Below are 21,402 nucleotides of genomic sequence, written 5' to 3'. Positions count from 1 at the left end.
GCCGGACACCCGACGCCCGTGCCGCGTCGGTGAGGGGTGGTCCGGGTGAGCGGCGCGGATCACCCGCAACCGTGCTCGGTAGGCTGACCGGGGACAACGTCTACGACAGAGGACTAATGGCAAACCTGATCAACCTCGAATCGGTCAACAAGAGCTTCGGCGTCAAGCCGCTGCTCGACAGCGTCTCCCTCGGCGTGCAGGAAGGGGAGCGGATCGGGGTTGTCGGTATGAACGGTGGTGGCAAGACCACCCTGCTGGAGGTGCTGACCGGCGTCGAGGAGCCCGACACCGGACGGGTCAGCCGGGTGGGCGGGCTGCGGATGGCCGTGGTGACCCAGCGCGGCGTGCTGCCCGAGGAGGCGACCGTCGGGGACGTGGTGCTCGCGGGCCTCGCGGAAGACGCCATGACCGATGGTGTGGCAGAGCACGAATGGGCCTCCAACCCCCGCATTCGCTCGGTCGTCGAGGGCATCGGCATCGCCGACCTCGGGATGGAGGCGAAGGTCGCCAACCTCTCCGGTGGTGAGCGGAGGCGTGTCGCGCTGGCGGCGGCGCTGGTGCGCGATCTGGATCTGCTGGTCCTGGACGAGCCGACCAACCACCTCGATGTCGAGGGCGTGCAGTGGCTGGCCGCGCATCTTCTCGCCCGGCGCAGCGCGCTGGTGGTCGTGACTCACGATCGCTGGTTCCTGGACACCGTGGCCACCCGCACCTGGGAGGTGCAGGGCGGCAAGGTCGAAACCTACGAGGGCGGCTACAACGACTGGATCTTCGCGCGAGCCGAACGCGTGCGCCAGGCCGATGCCACCGAGCAGCGCCGACAGAACCTCGCCCGCAAGGAACTGGCCTGGCTGCGGCGCGGTGCGCCCGCTCGCACCTCCAAGCCGAAGTACCGGATCGAGGCCGCCGAAACGCTGATCGCCGACGTACCGCCGCCGCGCGACTCGGTGGCCCTGGCCTCGTTCGCGCGAAAGCGCCTGGGGCGCGTGGTGATCGAACTCGAGAACGTCACCCTCGCCACCCCCGACGACCGCGAACTGGTGAAGGATCTGACCTGGCGGCTCGCGCCGGGCGAGCGGGTCGGCCTGGTCGGCGTGAACGGCTCGGGCAAGACCACGCTGTTGCGCGCGCTCGCGGGCGACAATCAGGTCAAGTCCGGCAAGCGAATTCAGGGTCAGACCGTCAAGATCGGCTGGCTGCGCCAGGAACTCGACGACCTGCCGCTGGGAATGCGGGTGCTGGAAGCGGTTCAGGACGTCGCCATGCGAACCATGCTGGGCGACAAGGAGATCAGCGCCGGCCAGCTGGCCGAGCGGCTCGGCTTCTCCCCGGCCAAGCAGCGCACCCCGGTGGGCGACCTGTCCGGTGGCGAGCGCCGCCGCCTGCAGCTGACCCGAATCCTGATGAGCGAGCCCAATGTCCTGCTGCTCGACGAACCCACCAACGACCTGGACATCGACACCCTGCAGCAGCTGGAAGACCTGCTCGACGGCTGGGCGGGCACCATGGTGGTCATCTCCCACGACCGCTACCTGATCGAGCGCATCTGCGACACCACCTGGGCCCTGTTCGGTGACGGCAAGCTCACCAACCTGCCCGGCGGCATCGAGGAGTACCTGCGCAAGCGGGCCGCCAGCTCGACCAACGGCAAGGGCGGCCCCGCCGCCGCCCCGACCGCTGTGTCCTCGGGATCGGGAGCCACGGATGCCGCGGCCCACCGCGCCGCCCGCAAGGAACTGTCCAAACTCGAGCGCACGGTGCAGAAGCTCGACGAGCGCGAGAGCACACTGCACGCCGCGCTGGCCGAGGCGGCCACCACGCCGGACAAGCTGATCGCCCTGGGCACCGAACTCAAGCAGGTGCAGGCGGAAAAGGAAGCGGCAGAGGAACGCTGGCTGGAGTTGGCCGAGAACGTCTGACCGGCCGAGCCCCGAGACAGTGCTGCCCGATCGCGAATCTCGCGGTCGGGCAGTGTCGTTCGATCGGGTCGCGTCCAGCTGTTCGTTCGGGTCGAGCGATCCGGCGGCTGTCAGCCGTGCTGCTCGAGCACCTGCTGATCGAGTGCGGGCACCGGCAGACAGACGCGCACGAATCCCGCACCGAACGAGGTGAGTTCGATGGTCCGGTACAGCACCTTGGTTCCGAAGCTGGTGCGCTTGAGCAACCGTCGCACCTCGGGCAGCGCCTCGAGCAGCTGGTACCGATTGGGGTTGCCGAGCGGTTCGCGGGTGATGTCGATGAGCCCGAGCCGGTCCAGATTGGTCAGGTACTCCTCGACCCGGTTCGGGTAGCGCAAGGCCGCGTCATCGCCGAGCAGCGTGAATTCGCCGTGGTTCGACGACCGTCCGGTGCGGACCTCCAGCGCGGGCTGAGGGCCGTCCAGGTAGAGGTAGCGGATGATGCGCGCCTCGTCCGGGGCCAGCTCGCCGAGGATCCGGGAGTAAGCCGGATGCAGGCTGTCGTCCTCGTGGAAATCGGCCGAGCGGCGCAGTAGTTCGGCGCCGCGGGCGCGCAGGGCGGTGGTGGGATTGGCCTCGGGCGAGGCGTCGGAGGATTCCTGCGGAACCACGCCGAGCGCCTGGCGAACCGAATGCCGCACCTGGGCACCGGCTTCGGAGAGGATGTCGCGGGGCGGATGCCCGGCCATGCTGCCGCGCAGCACCACCGAGGTGACGCCGAGCGCCGTGCTAAGACTCCACACGCTCGCCTCGACCGCCGCCGACATCGCCACCCGCACAACGCCGGTCGCGGTGCGAACCGGCCCGGCGGAGGGCATCGTCGGGGTGACCGGCACCGGCAGGGGAGCGGACGCCCGCACCACGAGCTCGGTGGAGGTATCGGCGGGATCGTCCGCGCCCGTGTCGGATTCGGTCATACCCATGTCGTAGCCACTCCTGTTCCGAAGATCAGGAGGTGAGCGTAACCGGCGAAGAGTCCCAGCGCGCCGCCATGGACAAACAAGAGCCATTCGTCTTGTTTGATCGCCGAACGCAGCATGTCCACGAAGTCCGGCGGCGCCAGCGCCGACATTTGTTTGGCGATGTACTCCTGGACCTGTTTGCCCTGCTGCCTGTTGAAAGCCGGGTCGGCGAAGGCGATCGGCGCGATCTTCATGGACTCGGAGGTGAAGCTGTCCTGCAGGGTGTCGAACTCGCGGCTGCCGAGCGCGAACTTGACCACCCCGCGGGCGGGCCCGAGCGCACGGTCCGCGGCGGGCCGCAGCGTGTCCTCGAGCATCTGCATGGTGCGGTCCGAGCGCGGTCCGTTGAGCAGCTCGTCACCGATGTTGGCGAGGGTCATGACCTGACTGGCCACCATCTCCGCGTAGCCCTCGGTGATCTCGGGCTGCCGCTTGACCAGCAGTCCCTGCCGCCACGGGCACCACCACTTCGGGTAGGCGGGCGCGAAGATCATATTGATGCCGACCCAGTTGACGACCCAGCCGATGATCACGCCGCCGACCGGCAGCACGACCAGCGGCGACCAGCCGGTCCAGTGCAGGATGCCGACCAGCAGCACACCCATGGGCGCACCGAAGTAGAAGCCGAAGTTCTGCATGAATCGCAGTTCCTTCGCGCCGAGCACCTGGAAGAGGCTGTTGAGCAGTTGCGGCCGCGCCTGGAAGTACCGAATGACCATCTGCTTGACGTCGAGCAGTTGATCGATGTTGTTGCCGAGTTCGTCGGTGAGTTCGCGCAGTACTTCGGGAAGTTGCTGCTTCACTCGCGCGTGCACCATGTCGCGCACGCCACTGGGCAGGTTGTACCAAAGTTGCGGATGTTCGCGTCGCAGGATCTCTTCGACGATCCCATGAATCTGGGAATCTGCTATTTCAGTCAGATGTTCCGCGAGCTTGTCCGGTTCGAGTTCCCGATAAAAGTCCGCGACACTGCCGAGTTTCGCCAATCCTTTGTCGACGGCAATGCTCGCCATCTTGTCCGCGCGCGACGGGACGATTCCCTGCCAGCCCGTCCGGCCGTCGTACTGCAGCAGCGGCAGCACCTGAATCCGCTTGGGAAGCAAGGGAAACAGCGCTGCCAGACCCGGCACCCGGAAGCCGTGGAACTTGATCGGCTTGAACAGCATGAGCACGCCGGTCCAGTTGGTGATGTAACCGATCACGCCCGTAAACAGAGGAATTGTGATCAATTCCAGCAATATCGTCGGGTGAACTCCGAAGACAGTCTCTAGCACGACACCCTCCTGCCGACCCGAACACCGGTAACGCCGCCGGCGTTCACACCCCATCGGCGCCTCGGACCTTACTGTCTGTTTACGAATCAAGCCAGCGACGGAGTGTCTGAGTCGGAGATCTCGGTCACACTGAACGCCCTCGATGTACCTCTACCACCATGTGACCACGAGAATGGCGGAGACCACATCCGATTCGCGTGCGAATCGAGGGCTCAGGGGGACATGCTCGGCGGTGCGCCGCGACCACGCAGGGGCGTTGCGATGAGCGTGAACGGGGTAGCCTTCGCATGGATACCAGGCTCGGCGGGCTTGGCGGTCGGTGGGCGGCAATAATCTGTGAACAGTAAGTTCACCCGGCGATATTCGGAGTTGACGTGGCAGACGACAGGACCGGGCACGACGTGGTCCGTCCGGGTTCCCGTGCCGTGGAGCGCAGCTCCGATGTGGAACAGCGGCAGATCAGCAATGAGGCCCGCCTGATTCGTGGCGCGTTCCGAGGGGTCGGCCTCGCGGTCGGCACCGCAGTGCGCGGTACGGAGTGGGCGGTCGGTACCAGCTTCGAGATCACCAAGCAGCTCACCCAGGCCGCGCTCGACGGTGAATCCTCGGCCGATATCGCCGAGCGCACGGGGGCCGCGCTGCGATCCATCGCGCGCAGCGCGCTCGGCGTCACCGAGGGTTCGGTTCGCGAAATCGTCAGCTACGTACCCACTCCCACGAGTGCGCCGCAGCAGGCCATCGGCGTGAACGGCGGCGGCCTGGTCCGCTCGGCCACCACCGATGACCTGCGCCGCCGCGGTGACGCGCTGCTGGCCCGGTCCGCGGATGTGTACTTCACCGAGGACGTGCATCCGGCGTACGACCGCATCCTCGATCAGCTCGCGCCGGACGAGGCGCGCATCCTGCGCTTCATGGCGCTGAACGGCCCGCAGCCGCTGGTAGACGTGCGCACCAACCGACCGCTCGGCATCGGATCCGAGCTGGTCACCGGAGATCTGACCTCGGTGCCGGAGCAGGCGGGCGTGCGTTACCCGGACCGCTCGCGGCACTACCTGATCAATCTGAGCCGACTCGGGCTGATGATGACCTCGGAGGATCCGGTGGTGCTCTCGCGCTACATGGTGCTCGAGGTGCAGCCGGTGGTGGAGTCCGCGCTCAAGAAGGCGGGCCGCGTGCCCAAGATCGTGCGAAAGAGCCTGCGGCTGACCGAGTTCGGCGAGGACTTCTGCAGCACCTGCTTCAGTATCAGCGGCTGAGCGCCGCCTCGCGGCGGCGGCGAGGTGCGGACATCCGCCCGCACCCTGGCCTCGTTCTTTCGGGACGGGCGTTCGGGACACCCGGCAGACGAGGTCCCGATACCGGCTCGTGAACTACTCGGTGCCCGCCACGAGCAGTTCCAGCGTCAGCTTCGGCAGTTCCTTCTGGATGTACTGCAGCCGCCACTTGTCGCTGAACAGTGCCAGGATCGCGCCGTCGGTGCGGGTGAACACCTCGACGCCGCGCTGCCGGTTGAGCTCCTCGGCGGACTCGGCGTCGGTGCGCCGGGCCAGCTGGTACGGCAGATTGTCGAGCTGGGTCTCGACGTTGTACTCGCCCTGCATGCGCGCGGTGACGACCTCGAACTGCATGGGACCGACCGCCGCCAGCACGGGGGAGGCGTCGCCGCGCAGTTCGTTGCGCAGCACCTGCACGACGCCCTCGGAGTCGAGCTGGTCGATGGCCTTGCGGAACTGCTTGTACTTGCCCGCGCTCTGCGCGCGCAGGGTGGCGAAGTGCTCCGGCGCGAAGGACGGGATCGGCGGGAACTCGACCTTCTTGTCCACGAACAGGGTGTGGCCGGGCGCGAGTGCCGTCGCGTTGACCAGGCCGATCACATCGCCCGGATAGGCGGTTTCGACGGTGGTGCGCTCGCGGCCGAATACGGTCAGCGCGTATTTGGTGGCGAACGGGCGGCCGGTCTGCGCGTGCGTGACGACCATGCCGCGCTCGAATTCGCCGGACACGATGCGCATGAAGGCCAGCCGGTCGCGGTGGGCGGTGTCCATGCCCGCCTGCACCTTGAACACGACGGCACTGAACGGATCGCCGGTTCCGCGCTCGGCGCCGTTCACGTCCTTGCGTGCGCGTGGTGGCGGCGCGAGTTCGATGAGGGTCTCGAGGATCTGGCGCACACCGAAATTCAGCATGGCGGAGGCGTAGATGACCGGTGAGGTCTGCCCGGCCAGGAACATCTCCTGGTCGTGGTCCTGCCCGGCGGCCGAGAGCAGTTCGCTCTCCTCGACGGCCTCGTCCCACACCTCGCCTTCGCGCTCGGCGGCGCGTTCGGGGGTGTAGCTCACCTCGGGGGCGATGGTCGCACCACCGGCGGTGCGGGTGAAGTGGATGTACTCGGTGGCCGCGCCGTCCTCGCCGCGGCGCAGCAGGCCGCGGAAATCTCCGGCGATGCCGACCGGCAGGAACAGGGGAGTGGGCGTGAGGCCGATCCGCTCGAGGATCTCGTCGAGCAGTTCCAGCGGGGCCTGGCCCGGCCGGTCCCACTTGTTGATGACCGTGATCACCGGAATGCCGCGATCGCGTGCGACCTGAAAGAGCTTGAGCGTCTGCGGTTCCAGGCCCTTGGCCGCGTCGATGAGCATGACCGCCGCGTCGACCGCGGTGAGCACGCGGTAGGTGTCCTCGGAGAAGTCGGAGTGGCCGGGGGTGTCCACCAGATTGATGACGCAGTCGCCGTACTCGAACTGCAGCGCGGTCGAGCTGACGGAGATACCGCGCGCCTTCTCCATCTCCATCCAGTCCGACACCGTGGCCTTGCGTCCGGCCTTGCCGTGGATCGCGCCCGCCTCGGAGATCACCCGGGCGTGCAGCGCGAGCGCTTCGGTCAGCGTCGACTTGCCCGCGTCGGGATGCGAGATCACCGCGAAGGTGCGCCGCCGGGCCACTTCGCCGGCCAGCCGCCCGGATGCGGGTGCGGCGGTCGCGCTGGTGGTCGGGGAACTCACGGGGACTCCTTATTGTGCGGACGCGGCAACCTGTCCAGGGTACGTGACCGGCCGGGAGGCCGGTCCGGCGAGGTTGACCGGTGCGCCGGCGCGGTTCCGCCCGGCCGATCTAGGTAGCCGGGCTGCCGAGATGCTGCGCGACAGCGGTCGCGACCAGGCGGCGGACATCGGTTCCGGGTGCGACCGCCTCGATGCTGCGATTGGCGACCACGACCGCGATGCCGTGCAGGTTCGTCCACAGGCTCAGCGCCCGCTGCCCGTTCGGATCGTCCACGCATTCGGCGACCCGCTCGGTCCAGCGCCGGAACAACGGCCTGGTCACGGTCACGCGCAGGTTCTCGCCGGCTCCCTCGAGCAGATCGTGGCGGAACATGAGGGTGAACATCTCGCGCCGATGAACCGCGAATTCGACGTAGGCCATTCCGGTCAGTTCCAGCCGGGCATGCGGTGAATCCGCCTGCACCGCTTCGAAATCGGCGCGCAGGTCGGTGTAGCCGCGCGCCGCGACCGCGGCCAGCAGCGCGTTGTGGGTCGGGAAATACCGCCGTGGCGCGCCGTGTGACACCCCCGCCTCGCGGGCGATCGCCCGCAATCCGAGCTGCGCGGCGCCCACTTGTTCCAGCATCTCGACGCCCGCGGCCACCAGCCGTTCCCGCAGCGGCTCAACCACTTCCATGTGCACCATTCTCGCCGTACCTCTCCGGGACCTCGCCTCGTGGCCCTCGTCGGAACTCGTGGTGCACCGCACCTGTCGTGCTCCGGCGCGCATTACTCCGGCTCGGGCGCTCCGGTGTGTCCTGCCCTGTCGCCGACCTGATCCTCGGCGGGAAGTCCGTGTTCCGACCGAGCCGCTGTGGCCGACGAATCCTCGAGTGGCCGAAAATCTTCGTAGACAGTGTCTACCGGTTGGTGTAGACATTGTAGACAGTGTCTACGCGCTTCGGTCAGGGGAGGTTTTCATGTGGTACTGGGTGCTGAAGCACGTGCTGGTCGGTCCGGTGCTCAGGCTGCTGGGACGGCCGAAGGTCGAAGGCCTGCACAATGTTCCGGCTCAGGGCCCGGTCATCATCGCCGCCAACCATCTCGCCGTGGTGGATTCGCTGTATCTGTGCCTGGTGCTGCCGCGCCGGCTGACCTTCATCGCCAAGCAGGAGTACTTCACCGGCGGCGGCTGGCGCGGGCGGGTCAACCGCTGGGTCATGGCCGCGACCGGTCAGGTGCCCGTCGACCGCACCGGCGGCGCGTCCGGCTCCGATTCGCTCGCGGCCGCGGTGCGCATCCTCGAGCAGGGCGGCATGTGGGGTATCCACCCGGAGGGCACCCGCTCCCCGGACGGGCGCATCTATCGGGGGCGCACCGGCGTGATCCGGGTGGCGATGGAAACCGGCGCACCGGTCGTTCCGGTCGTGCTGTCCGGCACCGACAAGGTGAACGCCCGCCATCGCCGATTCCTGCGCCCCGCCAAGGTCTCCCTCTCCTTCGGTCGCCCGCGCTACTTCCTCCCGGCCGACCAGCAGGCCGTCCGCCGCGCCACCGACGATCTGATGGCCGACCTGGTTCGCCGCTCCGGTCGCCCCTACGTCGACTGCTACGCAACCACTTTCAAGGACCGCGCCGAAGCCGCCTGAACCCCGCGCCGGCGAGCGGGCCGTCTCGCCCTCGCCCGCAATTGAATTCGCTCGTAGCCGAAGTGTTGATGCGGTTCCCTCCCCGTGCTGAAGTCTCGATGCCGGAGTGGAAGGGCGCATATGACATCGACCGAAGACAGTGGGACCGGGACCGAGGACCGCCGGGTCGTGATCGTCACCGGGGCCGCCTCGGGTATCGGGCGTGCCGCGGTCGAGCTGTTCGCCGCCCGTGGACACCACGTGATCGCCGTGGACATCGACGAGTCCGGTCTGTCCGATCTGCGCGGCGATCCGATCGTTCTGACCGGCGACGTGTCCGCCGAGGAGATCAATGCGCGCGCGGTGCGCACGGCCCTGGACCGTTTCGGCCGCCTCGACACCGTCGTGCTCAACGCGGGCACCGGCGGCACACCGCCGCTCGAGTCGCCCGGCGCGGTGGAAGCCGCCGATCGCATTCTCGGCGTGAACCTGCGCGGGCCGATCCACGGCCTCCGCGCCGCGATCCCCGCTCTGCGCCATACCCGGGGATCGGCGATCTTCACCGCGTCGGTGGCCGGTTTGCGTGGCGATCCCGGCAATTGGGCCTACAACGCGTCCAAGGGTGCGCTGGTCAACCTGGTCCGCGCCTTCGCGCTCGACTACGCCGCCCAGGGTGTGCGGGTCAACGCCATCGCTCCCGGACTGACCCGAACCGCGATCACCTCGGGTGTTCATCGCAACCCCGCGCTGCTGGCCGAGATAGAGCGGCGCATCCCGCTCGGCCGGGTCGCCGAACCCGAGGAGCAGGCCGAGGCGATCTGGTTCCTGGCCTCGCCGGCCGCCTCCTACATCACGGGCACCACGCTGGTGGTGGACGGCGGGCTCGACGCCAATCTCGGAATCCTGCCGCTGCCCGGTCAGGGCTTCTGAGCTTCTCTCCGGACGTGCTGGGAAGCGGTTCGGATATGGTCGCGTGGGCTCGGGCATATCGGGGATCCAGATGGGTGGCCCGGCGCCCTACTCCAAGTCGGGGGGCGGTTCAAGGGGTATACGCCTGCGTGTTAGAGTCTTCGGGTTGTCTCGGCGAGGGTGTGGCACCCAGTTGCCCACCGTGATCGACGCGGCTCGGCCTTCCGGTCGTCCATGCTCGGTCTTCGCCTGACTCGCAAGCCACAAAGACCCGGTCGGGGCGGAGTATTCCCCCGACTCGCATGTAGACCATTTGCCGGAAGAGCCCGTAGGAGAGACTCATGTCTGATGCCAACCTTCTCGTAGCCACCGTTCGCACCGAGTTCGGCAAGGGCGCTGCCCGCCGTACCCGCCGCGACGGCAACGTGCCCGCCGTGCTGTACGGCCACAACGAGGAGCCGCAGCACCTCGCCGTGAACGCCCGCGAGTTCGCCGCCATCCTGCGTCAGCACGGCACCAACGCCATCCTGAACCTGGACATCGCCGGCAAGCCCGCCCTGGCCATGACCAAGTCCGTGGTCGTGCACCCGCTGCGTCGCTACATCGAGCACGCCGACCTCCTGGTCATCCGCAAGGGTGAGCGCGTCGTCGCCGACGTCAACATCAACATCGTCGGCGAGCCCGCCGCCGCCACCCTGGTCACCCAGGAGACCTCGGTGCTGTCCGTCGAGGCCGACGCCATGAAGCTGCCCGAGTCCATCGACGTCTCCATCGAGGGCGTCGAGGCCGGTACCCAGATCACCGCCGGCTCCATCACGCTGCCGTCCGGCGTCGCCCTGGCCGGTGACCCGGAAGCGCTGATCGTCAACGTCATCGCCGCCCCGCAGGCCGCCTCCGAGGACGAGGACGAGGCTGCCACCGAGGAAGCCGCCGAGTAATACCGCCGCACAACGGTTCTCGTGACCGAGGCAACGGCCGGGCCGGTGCTCGTGGTCGGACTGGGTAATCCCGGTTCCGAATACGAGCGCACCCGGCACAATGTCGGCTTCATGGTCGCCGACGTGCTCGCGGAGCGCGTCGGGGGCCGTTTCACCGTGCACAAGAAATCCGGCGCGGACCTGCTCGAGGCACGCCTGGACGGGCGAAAGGTGTTGATCGCCAAACCGCGCGACTACATGAACCTGTCCGGCCGCCCGGTGGCCGCGCTGGCCCGCTTCTTCTCGGTACCCGCGACCGATGTGATCGCCGTCCACGACGAGCTCGATCTGCCGTTCGGCGATATCCGATTGAAGCGCGGTGGCGGTGAAGGCGGCCACAACGGCCTGCGTTCGATCTCGCAGGCGCTCACCACCAAGGAGTACCTGCGGGTGCGCTTCGGTATCGGGCGCCCGCCGGGTCGGCAGGATCCCGCGGATTATGTGCTCAAGCCGTTCTCGGCTCCGGAGCGCAAAGAGGTCCCGGTGATCGTGGAGCAGGCCGCCGACGCGGTGGAGTTGCTGCTGCGGGTGGGCCTGGAAGCCGCGCAGAACCAGCTGCACTGAGGTCGACGCCGGGTAGTAGTGCCGAAGATGTCGATTCGCCCCGTCACGGTTGTCGTGACGGGGCGAAGTCGTCTGTGGGGCAGCGTTGTCGGTGGGGCAGAGTTGTCGGCGGGGCAGAGTCGCTGGTGGGGCAGAGTCGCTGGTGGGGCAGAGTCGCTGGTGGGGCAGAGCCGTTCCTACCCCGCGACCGTCCTCAGGTCAGCTGCGCCGAGGTGGCCGCGCGCCGGAGCTTGCCGGAGGAGGTCTTGGGCAGGGCTCCCGGGCCGAGAATGGTGACGCTGCGCGGGCGGACGCCGACCTCGGAGAACACCGCGTGCACGATCTCGTGCTCGATGCGTTTGACCTCGCCCGAATTCTGGAAGTCGTTGCTCTCCACCACCACCGCGAAGCTCTCGCGCTTCTGCCCGGCGTCGAGCCGGACCGCCACCGCGTTGCCGGGGCGAACACCCTTGACGTGCAGGGCCGCTCGCTCGATATCGGTCGGATAGATATTGCGCCCGCCCATGATGATCACGTCCTTGATCCGGCCGCACACCACCATCAGGCCCTCCTCGGTGAAGTAGCCGATGTCGCCGGTGTCGAGCCAGCCGTCGGCGTCCTGCGCCGGACGGAAGCCCTCGGTGGTGACATAGCCGGAAGTGACAGCGGGGCCACGCAATTCGATCACCCCGACGCTGCGGGTGGGCAGCGGTTGGCGATCGGAGTCCACGACCCGGCCCTCGAGGTTGTCGACGAGGTAACCGAGGGTGGGCAAACGGCGAACGGCGCCGTGGTGATGCTCGGGGTCGCGCACCGGCACCGCCTTGCCGAGCGCCTCGAGCAGATCGGCGTCCACCACATCGAGCACCTGACCCAGTCCCGGATCGGGAACGGACACGGCCAGTGTGGTTTCGGCCATGCCGTAGACCGGGGTCAGCGCCATCGGGTTGAGCCCGAACCGTTTTCCGGCGGCGGCCAGCGCGTCCATGGTGTCGGCGTCCACCGGTTCCGCGCCGTTCCACATGTAGCGGACGCTGCTCAGATCGAGCGCGCCGTCGGGGGCGTTGCGCAGTCGGCGGGACAGCAGTGAGTACGCGAAATTCGGTGCGGCAGTGACAGTTCCGTGATATTTGGAGATCAGCTCGGCCCACAGGATCGGCCGCATCAGGAAGTCCAGCGGCGTCACGCAGACGACTTCCGCGCCGAATTGCATGGGGACGCTGAGGAATCCGACCATGCCCATATCGTGGAAGAGCGGCAGCCAGCTGACCATCACATCGGTGTCGAGCTGGAACTTCACCCGATCGAACATGGCGTACGCGTTCACGAAGAAATTGCCGTGCGTGATCCGCACCGCCTTCGGCTTGCCGGTCGAACCGGATGTCAACTGCTGCAGGGCGATATCGTCCTCGCCGGTCGGCAGCGGATCGATCGCCGTGCCCTCGCGCAGAGCGTCGATGGTCACGAAGGCGATGCCGCGTTCGGTCAGCAGCGGTGCCGCGGCCTCGAACGGCGCGCCCAGGATCACCGCTCGCGCGTCGATCATCCGCAGCACGGTTTCGGTGTCCTGCGCCCACATCTGCAGATCGGTGCGCGGTGTGGGCTGATGCAGCATGGTGATGGACGCCCCGCGCATCCACACCGCCTGGCAGGCCGGCGCGATGTCCACCGGCATCCCGGCCAGCACGCCCACCGCGTCGCCGTGCCCGATCCCCGCGTCGGCCAGGCCACCGGCCATGCGTCTGGCGATCGAGTGGATCTCACCCCAGCCCTGCCGCAGCGGCGCATCCGGTTCCCCGGTCACCAGCCCTCGCTCGGAGACCTGGGCGGTCGCATACATCTCATCGGTGAATCGGCTCACGATCGACTCCTCAAACGCGCTGCCTGACACCCAACTATCCCGCTGCCGCCCCGGCCTGTTAACCCTTTTCGAACATGTTGTCCGAGGGCTGGAACATGTTGTCCGACTTCAGGACGGCCGGAGGGCAGGTATGAGATGGGCGGCCGGACCCCGGCCGCCGGGCAGTGCGCGAGCAGCCACCGAAGTCACGCGAGGGCGGCGACGGCGTCCAGGAAGCGGTCCAGATCCTCGAAGCTGACGAAGTAGTGCGGCGAGGCGCGCACGACCGATGTCAGTTCGCGCGCGGTCATGTCCAGCAGCGTGGATTCGCGGTGGCTGACGGTGACGGTGACGGATTCCTCGCGCAGGCGGTCGCGCACCTCGGCCGGTTGCAGACCGGCGACCGTGAACGAGACGATGCCCGCCTGTCGCACGCCGAGATCCCGGACCCTCACCCCCGGTACTTCCGGCAGTGCCTTGCGCAGGTACGCGGCCCGATCGGCGACGGCCTGGTAGGCCTGGGCCGGTCCGAGGTCGAGCAGATACCGCACGGCCGCGCCGAGCCCGAGCCGTCCGGCCACGTCGCACTCCCAGAATTCGAAGCGGCTCGCATCGGCGGCGAGGGTGTATTCGCCGGGTCCGGTCCAGGCGGCGCTGTGCAGGTCGAGGCGTCCGGGTTCCAGGGTGGCGGCCAGCTCCGGACGCAGATACAGGAATCCGGTGCCGCGGGGTCCGCGCAGCCATTTGCGTCCGGTCGCGGACAGCGCGTCCACGCCGAGCGCGGTGACGTCCAGCGGTAGCTGACCCGCGGACTGGCAGGCGTCCAGCAGTACCAGCGCGCCCACCCGGTGGGCGATCTCGGTGGCCTCGCCGACCGGGTTGATCAGGCCGCCGTTGGTCGGCACGTGCACCAGCGAGACCAGTTTCACCCGCTCGTCGAGCATCGATTCCAGGGCCTCGAGATCGAGCTGGCCGGTGCTGTCGCTCGGGATCGGTTCGACCGTCGCGCCGGTCTGCCGGGCGCGCTGCAGCGCGCCGATGGCATTGCTGGCGTAGTCGGAGCCGGAGATCAGGATGCGATCGCCGGGGGCGAGCGGCACCGAGTAGAAGAAATCCGTCCAGGAGCGACTGGCGCTGTCGCTGAGCGCGATGGTCCCCGGGGCCGCGCCGATCAGCTCTCCGATGCCGGTTTTCACCGCGGCCAGATCGTCGAGCCGCTCGGTGGCGGCGCGATAGCCGCCGATCTCCGCCTCGCGCCGCAGGTGGGCGACGGCGGTGTCCACGACGACCTGCGGGGGCAGCGAGGACCCGGCGCTGTCGAGAAATACCTGGCCCTCGCAACCGGGAGTATCCGCGCGTAACCGGGAGTTGTTCACCATGGAATCGACCATATCGGTTGGTGTGTTCTCGGTTTCGTCAGATTTTTTGTCATGCTCGGTCGCTACCCTGGATGGATCGCCGCGACCAGGCGACGACTGTTCGGTAGAGCGGAGATTGGCATGGCGATGACGGTGTCCTCTACCAGCGCGGTACGCCGCACGGTAGCCACATCCGAGACCGCGTCCGATACCGCCCGCGCCGGCCGCGCCGAGTCCTCGCCCTCGAGCGAGTTCTCCTCCCGCGCGGTGGCCGAGGCGTACGTCGGCAAAGTGTGTTTCAAGCAGGGCCCACCCGCGCTCATCGGCGCCGAATTGGAGTGGCTCACCGCGCATGGTGGGGCTTCGGCGTCAGCACCGCGTCCGGACCTGAGGGTGTTCGCGGACGCACTCGGACCCTATGCGCCACGGTCCATTTCCCCTGATTCCCCGGCCGATCCGCTGCCGGGAGGGAGCCGGGTCACCCTCGAGCCCGGTGGTCAGATCGAACTTTCCAGTCCCCCGTTCGGCTCCGCCGCCGAACTCTGCGAGAGCCTGCGCATCGACGCGGCCCGCCTGCGGGAACTGCTCGAATCCCGCGATATTCGCACCTTCTCCGCCTCCGCCGACGCGGTCAGACCGCCCCGGAGGCTGCTCCAACTGCCGCGCTACCGCTCGATGGAGCAAACCTTCTCCGCGCTGGGCCCTTTCGGCGCGCTCATGATGTGCAATACGGCCGCAGCCCAGGTGAGCGTGGACGCCGGGGCGAATCCCGCCGAGATCAGGGCCCGCTGGGAGGCGCTCTACGCGATCGGCCCGGCACTGCTGGCCGCTTTCGCCTGCTCGCCCGCCCTGCACAGCGCACCGCCCGGTGAATGGGCCTCCCAGCGCATGCGCGCCTGGTTGCGCCTGGACCACCTCCGTACCCGCCCACCCGTGCACGACTGGTCGGATCCGATCTCCGGCTACGCGCGCTGGGTCCTGGACACCCCGCTGCTGTGCGTCCGCAGCGACGGCGACGATTGGACCGCTCCGCCCGGGGCCACCTTCGCGGATTGGCTGTGCGGCGCGCTGGACGACGAGATCGATCGCCGTCCCGATCACACCGATCTCGACTACCACCTGACCACCGTCTTCCCACCGGTCCGGGCCTCGGGGCACCTCGAGGTGCGCTATCTCGACGCCCAGCCGGGTGACACCTGGTCGGTGCCCGTGCACGCCATCGACGCGCTGATGTCCGCCCCGGCGGTCGTCGCGGAGGCCACCGCGCTGTCGGCGGCGGTCCGGGACCACTGGTCCGAGGCGGCGCGCTACGGCCTCGCCGACCCGGACATTCGCGCGGCCGCGGTCTCGCTGCTGGAACTGGCCGCCGCCCATGCCACCACCGATGCCGCCGCGCGCGAGGTGGCGGACGCCGCCGAGCGATGTCGCGGCGGTCGAACACCCAACGAGGACTTCGGAGTTCAGTCATGACGATGCAGCAGGTGCCCGGAACGGATCGGGCCGAGACGGAGCGGTTGCGCGAGCGGATCGCGACGGTGCTCGAGCGAGCTCGCAGGCGCACGGTGGGGCTCACCGAATGCCTGGACGAGGCCGAACTGGTGGCGCAGCATTCACGGATCATGAGTCCGCTGGTCTGGGATCTCGCGCATATCGGCAACCAGGAGGAGCTGTGGCTGGTGCGCGATGTCGGTGGGCGAGAGGCGGTTCGGTCCGATATCGACGAGCTGTACGACGCGTTCAAACATGCCCGGGTGGATCGGCCCGCGCTGCCGCTGCTGGACCCCGCGCAGGCCCGCGTGTATGTGGGCACGGTGCGCGAGAAGGTATGGGATGTGCTGGAGCGCACACCTTTACGCGGTGAGGGTCTGCTGCGCGACGGTTTCGCCTTCGGCATGATCGCCCAGCACGAGCAGCAGCACGACGAAACCATGCTGGCCACGCACCAGCTGCGCACCGGAGACGCCGTGCTCGCGGCTCCCGCCACGCCGGTCGTCCGGACGCCGGTCGGCGGCGAAGTCGTCATTCCCGCAGGCGAATTCACGATGGGCACCGATACCGATCCGTGGGCGCTGGACAACGAGCGCCCCGCGCACCCGGTGCACGTGCCCGGCTTCGCCATCGATGCCGCCCCCGTCACCAACGAGCAGTTCCTGGCCTTCCTCACCGACGGTGGCTACGACCGCCCGGAGCTGTGGTCCGAGAGCGGCTGGGCGCATCGGCAGGAGGCCGGTCTGGTGGCTCCGCAGTTCTGGGAGCAGGACGGCGGCGGTCGTTGGTGGCGAAGGGTTTTCGGCGTCATGCAGCCGCTGCGACCGCAGCAGCCGGTCGTGCACGTGTGCTGGTTCGAGGCGGAGGCGTACGCCAACTGGTCGGGCAAGCGGTTGCCCACCGAGGCCGAATGGGAGAAGGCCGCGCGCCATGATCCGGTGTCCGGGCGTACACGCCGATTCCCCTGGGGCGATGCCGATCCGAGTGAACTCACCGCCAATCTCGGTCAGCGCCACCTGGAGCCCGCCGACGCGGGGGCCTATCCTGCGGGCGCTTCCCCGGCCGGTGTGCACCAGTTGATCGGCGACGTATGGGAGTGGACCGCTTCGGGTTTCGACCCGTACCCCGGCTTCCACGCCTTTCCCTATCGTGAGTACTCCGAGGTCTTCTACGGCGGGGATTACCGGGTGCTGCGCGGCGGCTCCTTCGGCGCGGACGAGGTGGCCTGCCGTGGCACCTTCCGCAACTGGGACCATCCCATCCGCCGCCAGATCTTCGCCGGTTTCCGGCTCGCCAGAGATCTGAGATCGGACGAGCACTGATGTGCCGCCACCTCGCCTATCTCGGCCCCCCGGCCCCGGTGGGCGACCTCCTCACCCGGGGACCGCATTCCCTGCGCACCCAGTCCTGGGCCCCGCGTGACATGCGCGGCGGCGGAACGATCAACGCCGACGGCTTCGGCGTCGCCTGGTGGAGCCTATCTTCCGAGTCTCCGGTCCTCAGCCGCTATCGCAACGCCGCCCCTGTCTGGACCGATCCCGCGGTGGAGGAGGTGCTGCCGCAATTGCATTCGAGCGCGGTGCTCGCGGCGGTGCGGTCCGCGACGGTGGGTATGCCGGTCGAGCGGGAGGCGTGCGCGCCGTTCGTCCACGGCCGCTGGGCCTTCAGCCACAACGGTTCGATACCCCGGTGGCGTCGCACGCTCACCGCCGTGGCGAGTCGATTCGGGTCACCGCCACTGCTCGACGCGGAGGCGCTGACCGATTCGGCGGTGCTGTGGGTGATCGCGCGGGAACTGCTCGATGCCGGGGAATCACCGGAAAACGTCCTGCGACAGCTGGTTCGGGCGGTGATCGAGCTGTCGCCGAACTCGCGACTGAATCTACTGCTGGGTGACGGGGAGAGCGTCTGGGCCACGACGTGGCACCACTCCCTGTCGGTGCTGGTGACCGACACGTTCGCGGTCGTCGCCTCGGAACCGTACGACGACGATTCGCGGTGGCGTGCCATCGAGGATCGGCGGTTGGTGAGCGTGCGGCCCGGGCACCTGACTGTTCTCGATCTTGATGCTGTTATCGAAGAGGGAAAGGCTTTTTCATGAATGCGGCGACTGTCGAAGTTCATCTGACCGACGAGGATCTGACCACGGCACTGCGCGAGGATGTGCGCAGCGGCCTGACTTCCGAGCCGAAGTCGTTGCCGCCCAAGTACTTCTACGACGCACGGGGCAGCGAGCTGTTCGAGCGGATCACCGAGCTGGCCGAGTACTACCCGACCAGGACCGAGCGCGCGCTGCTCGAGCGCGTGGTCGGCGAGATCGCCGGGATCGCCCAGGCCGAGGTGCTGGTGGAGCTGGGCGCCGGATCCGCGGCCAAGACACGGCTGTTGCTCGAGGCGCTGATCTCCGGTGGTCCGCTCAAGACCTATGTGCCGCAGGATGTTTCCGTCACCGCGTTGAACGCGGCGGCCGAACAGGTGGCCGTGGAGTTCCCGGGCCTGGCGGTACACGGAGTGGTCAGCGATTTCACCGCCACGCTGGACAATCTGCCCCGCGGCGGGCGGCGCATGATCGCCTTCCTCGGTGGCACCATCGGCAATCTGGTGCCGAGTGAGCGCGCGGATTTCCTGGCCGGCATCCACGAGGTCCTCGAACCGGGGGAGCAGCTGCTGCTCGGCGCGGGTCTGGTCATCGATCCGGCGGTGCTGGTGCCCGCCTACGACGATGCCTCGGGTGTGACCGCGGAGTTCAATCGCAATGTCCTGCATGTGCTCAACTTGCGGCTGAACGCGAATTTCGAGCCGGAGAAGTTCCGGCACGTCGCCCTGTGGGACGCGGAGCGGGAGTGGATCGAGATGCGGCTCGAGGCCACCGAGGCCATGCGGGTCACCGTCGCGGACCTGGATCTGACCGTCGATTTCGCCGCGGGTGAGCAGTTGCGCACCGAGATCTCCGCCAAGTTCCGCCGCGCGGGGCTCGAATCGGAGTTGGCGGCAGCGGGTTTCGCGACCGAGCGGATGTGGACGGATCCGGACGAACGTTTCGTCCTGGTGCTGGCCGAGCGCCGGTAGCGCGCCGGGTCCGGCGCCCAACCGTCCGGCCTCGGCACGCAACCGGGCGAATGCATCAATTCCGGCAATGGCGACACTGCCTCCGACCTAGGATCTGGGGCAGTGAAGCCGTGGGAGATAACCGGCCTCGTCCTCGGACTCGCCGCGTTCTGTATTGCCTTGCCGCCGTTGCTCGGCTGGAACCGGGCGCGACTGTGGTTCCCGACCGGGCTGTTCCTGCTGGTGGCCGCGGTCGCGCTGCTTTTCCTGCCGCTTCCGCACCCCGCCGGTGACGTGGACTGCGGTACGGTGCTGAGCCCGCGTCACGCCTGGATCGGCCCGCCGCTGTGCCTGGACACCCTCGATTGCAGTGACCCGACGTTCGTGCGGCAGTGCGGTGCGAACCGCACCGACCGAATCCAGACCATCGTCGTACTCGCTGTGTTCGCGCTCGGGGTGGTGACGCTCAGCGGTGTTTCGCTGCTGCGCAGACGACCCTGCCCCCGGTCGAACTGACCCCGAGGGCGCGCGTCTCACTCGAGCCCGGTTGTCACTTTTGCGCGGTGACCGCGCTGAGCCATTCCACCAGTGGCCGAATCTCTTCCCACGCCTTGCGGATCCGGGTGGCGGCCTCCGGCGTGGTCAGCCAGTCCGGAGCGCCGAATTCGTAACCGGCGGTGAGGGATTTGTGGCGCAGCAGATCGATTCGCGGATGATCGATCGAATAGCCCTTGGGCTTGGTCGCGAGCTTGTCCCCGCCGATCCGATAGCCGGCCGAGACCAGTTGCGCCAGTAGCTTTTCCAGCTCGGCTCCGCGCACCTCGTGGTCGATGGCGGCGCGGAGCGCGGCCAGTTGCGCGGCATCGGCGGCGTACAGGCCACCGCCGGTGTAGAGCCCGCCCGCGCCGATCTGCACGTACCACCCGGCGGTCGGCGCGGAATGCACGACCGCGCCCTGATGATTCTTGTACGGCGTCTTGTCCTTCGAGAAGCGCACGTCCCGATAGGGCCGGAAGATCTTGGCCGGCCCGAAGTCCTTTTCCAGGTCGGCGACCAGGGCTTTCATCGGATCCCGCACCGCGGACTCCCAGACCTTCTTGTTCGCGTTCCAGAAGGTTTTGGAGTTGTCGGCTTCGAGGTCCTCGTAGAAGTCGAGCCCGGCGAGCGGGAATCCGATGAAGTCCGACATGCCTAGTTGTATCCGACCCCGCTGGTGCCCAGCACCACGAAGGCCAGGATCAGGCCGAGCACCAGCGTCACGCCACCGGCGATGGCAGCCCACTTGCCCAGCGGCTCACCCTTGCTGTTGCCCACGATGCCCAGAATGATCGCGGCGATGCCGAATCCGGGCGGGCAGAACAGCAGCGCGATGGCCGCGCAGATGAAGCCGATGATCGAGAACACCTGCGGCCCACGGGGAACCGGGGCACCACCGTAGGGCTGGTACTGCTGTCCGTAGGCAGGCTGACCGTACTGTCCCTGCTGTCCGTACTGACCCTGCTGTCCGTACTGACCGGGCTGCCCCGGCTGCCCGTACGGCTGCTGCGGATACTGCTCGTACCCGGGCTGCTGCGGGTACCCCGGGTAGCTCGGCTGCCCACCCGCGGGCTGCCCGCCGACCGGCGGATACCCGTAGGCCCCACCGGCCGGGTACTGAGGTTGCGCTCCGCTGCTCTGTGGGTGAGGCTCCGCTCCGCCGCTCTGCGGTCCCGGGTACTGCCCCTGGGCGCCACTGTCCTGCGGTCCCGGATACTGCCCGGGCGGCGGCGGATAGCTCTGCCCCTGCGCGGCCGGATTGAACGTGGTGGGATCGGGCGGCGCGGCGGGCGCGTCGTGCGGCGGCTGCTCCTGGTTGTCGGGCTGCTTCTTGAACATGTCGCCCGGGCCGGAGCCGGGTTCGTTCGGCGGCGTGCTCATGTCGCGCCTTCCTCGAGAGGGGTGTGAGCCTTCACAGGGTTATCACAGTCTAGGGGTCCGTGCGCAACACGGACCGGTCCTCGACCGGCGCGAAGCGTCAGTCGCGCGGTTCGTCGAGGATGTCCATGGCCGCGACTTCGGCCGGTCGGTCGTCCTCGGATCGAGACTCCTCGCGTCCGCGCCGTCGCGTCCATTCCTGATCGAGCTCGTCCGCGATGCCCAGATGTCCGTCGTCGTCGTTCTCGCGATTGCGGATGACGAGGTCTTCGGGGGGATCGGTGATGTAGCGCTCGTACTCGCGGACCTCGTCGGCCTGGTCGTCGTCGCCGAGGTCGTAGTCGAGATCCTCGACGTCCTCGGTATCCAGGACCTCGTCCATGAGCTGCTCGTTGTCGTCGTTGCGCTGTTCGTTCATACGGGCACCTGCCTTCCGCGCGTCAGCGCACCTGTAGCAAACCGCAATACAGATAGCCACGCTACCGGTCCCATCGCGTCCAGGCACCTATGCGCCGCCTTTTTCTC

20 protein-coding genes are annotated in these 21,402 nt (G+C 68.2%); 11 read left to right on the top strand and 9 right to left on the bottom strand.

The genetic code is table 11. The features are described from left to right. Nucleotides 1-116 precede the first annotated feature (116 nt). Complete coding sequence (locus NJ1_RS23305; RefSeq protein WP_067697902.1) at nt 117-1,919, top strand: ABC-F family ATP-binding cassette domain-containing protein; 1,803 nt, start codon at nt 117-119, stop codon at nt 1,917-1,919. A gap of 110 nt (nt 1,920-2,029) precedes the next feature. On the opposite strand, the gene NJ1_RS23300 is transcribed toward NJ1_RS23305, so the two are convergent. Beyond that, nucleotides 2,030-2,875: an Abi-alpha family protein gene (locus NJ1_RS23300; protein ID WP_245717542.1), complete on the bottom strand. Its 846-nt coding sequence runs from the start codon at nt 2,873-2,875 to the stop codon at nt 2,030-2,032. Further along, nucleotides 2,872-4,122, bottom strand: a complete 1,251-nt coding sequence (locus NJ1_RS23295) for a DUF445 domain-containing protein (RefSeq protein ID WP_245717541.1) — start codon at nt 4,120-4,122, stop codon at nt 2,872-2,874. Before NJ1_RS23295 ends, NJ1_RS23300 begins: the two co-directional genes overlap by 4 nt. A 446-nt stretch (nt 4,123-4,568) precedes the next feature. Here NJ1_RS23295 and NJ1_RS40640 point away from each other — a divergent pair, with 446 nt between their 5' ends. Next, nucleotides 4,569-5,450, top strand: a complete 882-nt coding sequence (locus tag NJ1_RS40640) for a DUF4393 domain-containing protein (RefSeq protein ID WP_084478656.1) — start codon at nt 4,569-4,571, stop codon at nt 5,448-5,450. Between the two features lie 114 nt (nt 5,451-5,564). On the opposite strand, the gene NJ1_RS23285 is transcribed toward NJ1_RS40640, so the two are convergent. Both NJ1_RS23285 and NJ1_RS23280 read right to left on the bottom strand, forming a co-directional pair. Next, nucleotides 5,565-7,193: a peptide chain release factor 3 gene (locus NJ1_RS23285; RefSeq protein ID WP_067697898.1), complete on the bottom strand. Its 1,629-nt coding sequence runs from the start codon at nt 7,191-7,193 to the stop codon at nt 5,565-5,567. Nucleotides 7,194-7,302: 109 nt separating this feature from the next. Then, complete coding sequence (locus tag NJ1_RS23280; protein WP_084478671.1) at nt 7,303-7,869, bottom strand: TetR/AcrR family transcriptional regulator; 567 nt, start codon at nt 7,867-7,869, stop codon at nt 7,303-7,305. Between the two features lie 283 nt (nt 7,870-8,152). Here NJ1_RS23280 and NJ1_RS23275 point away from each other — a divergent pair, with 283 nt between their 5' ends. From NJ1_RS23275 to pth, 4 genes are all read left to right on the top strand, one after another. Continuing rightward, complete coding sequence (locus NJ1_RS23275) at nt 8,153-8,821, top strand: lysophospholipid acyltransferase family protein (RefSeq protein WP_067697894.1); 669 nt, start codon at nt 8,153-8,155, stop codon at nt 8,819-8,821. 120 nt (nt 8,822-8,941) lie between these two features. Next, nucleotides 8,942-9,730: an SDR family NAD(P)-dependent oxidoreductase gene (locus NJ1_RS23270; RefSeq protein WP_067697892.1), complete on the top strand. Its 789-nt coding sequence runs from the start codon at nt 8,942-8,944 to the stop codon at nt 9,728-9,730. Between the two features lie 320 nt (nt 9,731-10,050). Next, nucleotides 10,051-10,647 (top strand): 50S ribosomal protein L25/general stress protein Ctc, encoded by a 597-nt coding sequence (locus tag NJ1_RS23265; protein ID WP_067697890.1) that lies wholly within the window; start codon nt 10,051-10,053, stop codon nt 10,645-10,647. 21 nt (nt 10,648-10,668) lie between these two features. Beyond that, complete coding sequence (pth, locus tag NJ1_RS23260) at nt 10,669-11,250, top strand: aminoacyl-tRNA hydrolase (RefSeq protein WP_067697888.1); 582 nt, start codon at nt 10,669-10,671, stop codon at nt 11,248-11,250. 193 nt (nt 11,251-11,443) lie between these two features. Here pth and NJ1_RS23255 read toward each other — a convergent pair whose 3' ends face one another. Together NJ1_RS23255 and NJ1_RS23250 are read right to left on the bottom strand one after the other, a co-directional pair. Continuing rightward, a complete protein-coding gene (locus tag NJ1_RS23255) occupies nt 11,444-13,090 on the bottom strand; it encodes a fatty acyl-AMP ligase (RefSeq protein ID WP_067697886.1) in 1,647 nt (548 codons plus the stop codon). Nucleotides 13,091-13,275: 185 nt separating this feature from the next. Continuing rightward, entirely contained in the window at nt 13,276-14,448 is a 1,173-nt protein-coding gene (locus NJ1_RS23250; RefSeq protein WP_067698016.1) for an aminotransferase class V-fold PLP-dependent enzyme, read from the bottom strand. Between the two features lie 120 nt (nt 14,449-14,568). On the opposite strand from NJ1_RS23250, the gene egtA reads away from it, so the two are divergent. The 5 genes from egtA (at nt 14,569) to NJ1_RS23225 (ending at nt 19,479) form a co-directional block, all read left to right on the top strand. Then, nucleotides 14,569-15,897, top strand: a complete 1,329-nt coding sequence (gene egtA / locus NJ1_RS23245; protein WP_245717540.1) for an ergothioneine biosynthesis glutamate--cysteine ligase EgtA — start codon at nt 14,569-14,571, stop codon at nt 15,895-15,897. Nucleotides 15,898-15,899: 2 nt separating this feature from the next. Then, a complete protein-coding gene (gene egtB, locus NJ1_RS23240; protein ID WP_422615770.1) occupies nt 15,900-17,237 on the top strand; it encodes an ergothioneine biosynthesis protein EgtB in 1,338 nt (445 codons plus the stop codon). After that, nucleotides 17,237-18,016, top strand: a complete 780-nt coding sequence (gene egtC / locus NJ1_RS23235; RefSeq protein ID WP_067697882.1) for an ergothioneine biosynthesis protein EgtC — start codon at nt 17,237-17,239, stop codon at nt 18,014-18,016. Before egtB ends, egtC begins: the two co-directional genes overlap by 1 nt. Beyond that, complete coding sequence (gene egtD, locus NJ1_RS23230; RefSeq protein WP_067697881.1) at nt 18,013-18,984, top strand: L-histidine N(alpha)-methyltransferase; 972 nt, start codon at nt 18,013-18,015, stop codon at nt 18,982-18,984. Before egtC ends, egtD begins: the two co-directional genes overlap by 4 nt. A gap of 102 nt (nt 18,985-19,086) precedes the next feature. Continuing rightward, entirely contained in the window at nt 19,087-19,479 is a 393-nt protein-coding gene (locus NJ1_RS23225; protein WP_067697879.1) for a hypothetical protein, read from the top strand. A 34-nt stretch (nt 19,480-19,513) separates the two neighbouring features. Here the strand turns inward: NJ1_RS23225 and NJ1_RS23220 are convergent, their stop codons facing one another. The 3 genes from NJ1_RS23220 to NJ1_RS23210 form a co-directional block, all read right to left on the bottom strand. Beyond that, nucleotides 19,514-20,152 (bottom strand): DUF2461 domain-containing protein, encoded by a 639-nt coding sequence (locus NJ1_RS23220; protein ID WP_067697877.1) that lies wholly within the window; start codon nt 20,150-20,152, stop codon nt 19,514-19,516. 2 nt (nt 20,153-20,154) lie between these two features. Beyond that, nucleotides 20,155-20,880, bottom strand: a complete 726-nt coding sequence (locus tag NJ1_RS23215; RefSeq protein ID WP_067697875.1) for a PTS sugar transporter subunit IIC — start codon at nt 20,878-20,880, stop codon at nt 20,155-20,157. Between the two features lie 97 nt (nt 20,881-20,977). After that, a complete protein-coding gene (locus NJ1_RS23210) occupies nt 20,978-21,295 on the bottom strand; it encodes a hypothetical protein (protein ID WP_245717539.1) in 318 nt (105 codons plus the stop codon). Between the last annotated feature and the right edge of the window lie 107 nt (nt 21,296-21,402).

This window comes from Nocardia jejuensis NBRC 103114 (assembly GCF_001613145.1).
Classification (GTDB): Bacteria; Actinomycetota; Actinomycetes; order Mycobacteriales; family Mycobacteriaceae; genus Nocardia; species Nocardia jejuensis.
This window is presented reverse-complemented; position numbering and strand designations above follow the sequence as displayed.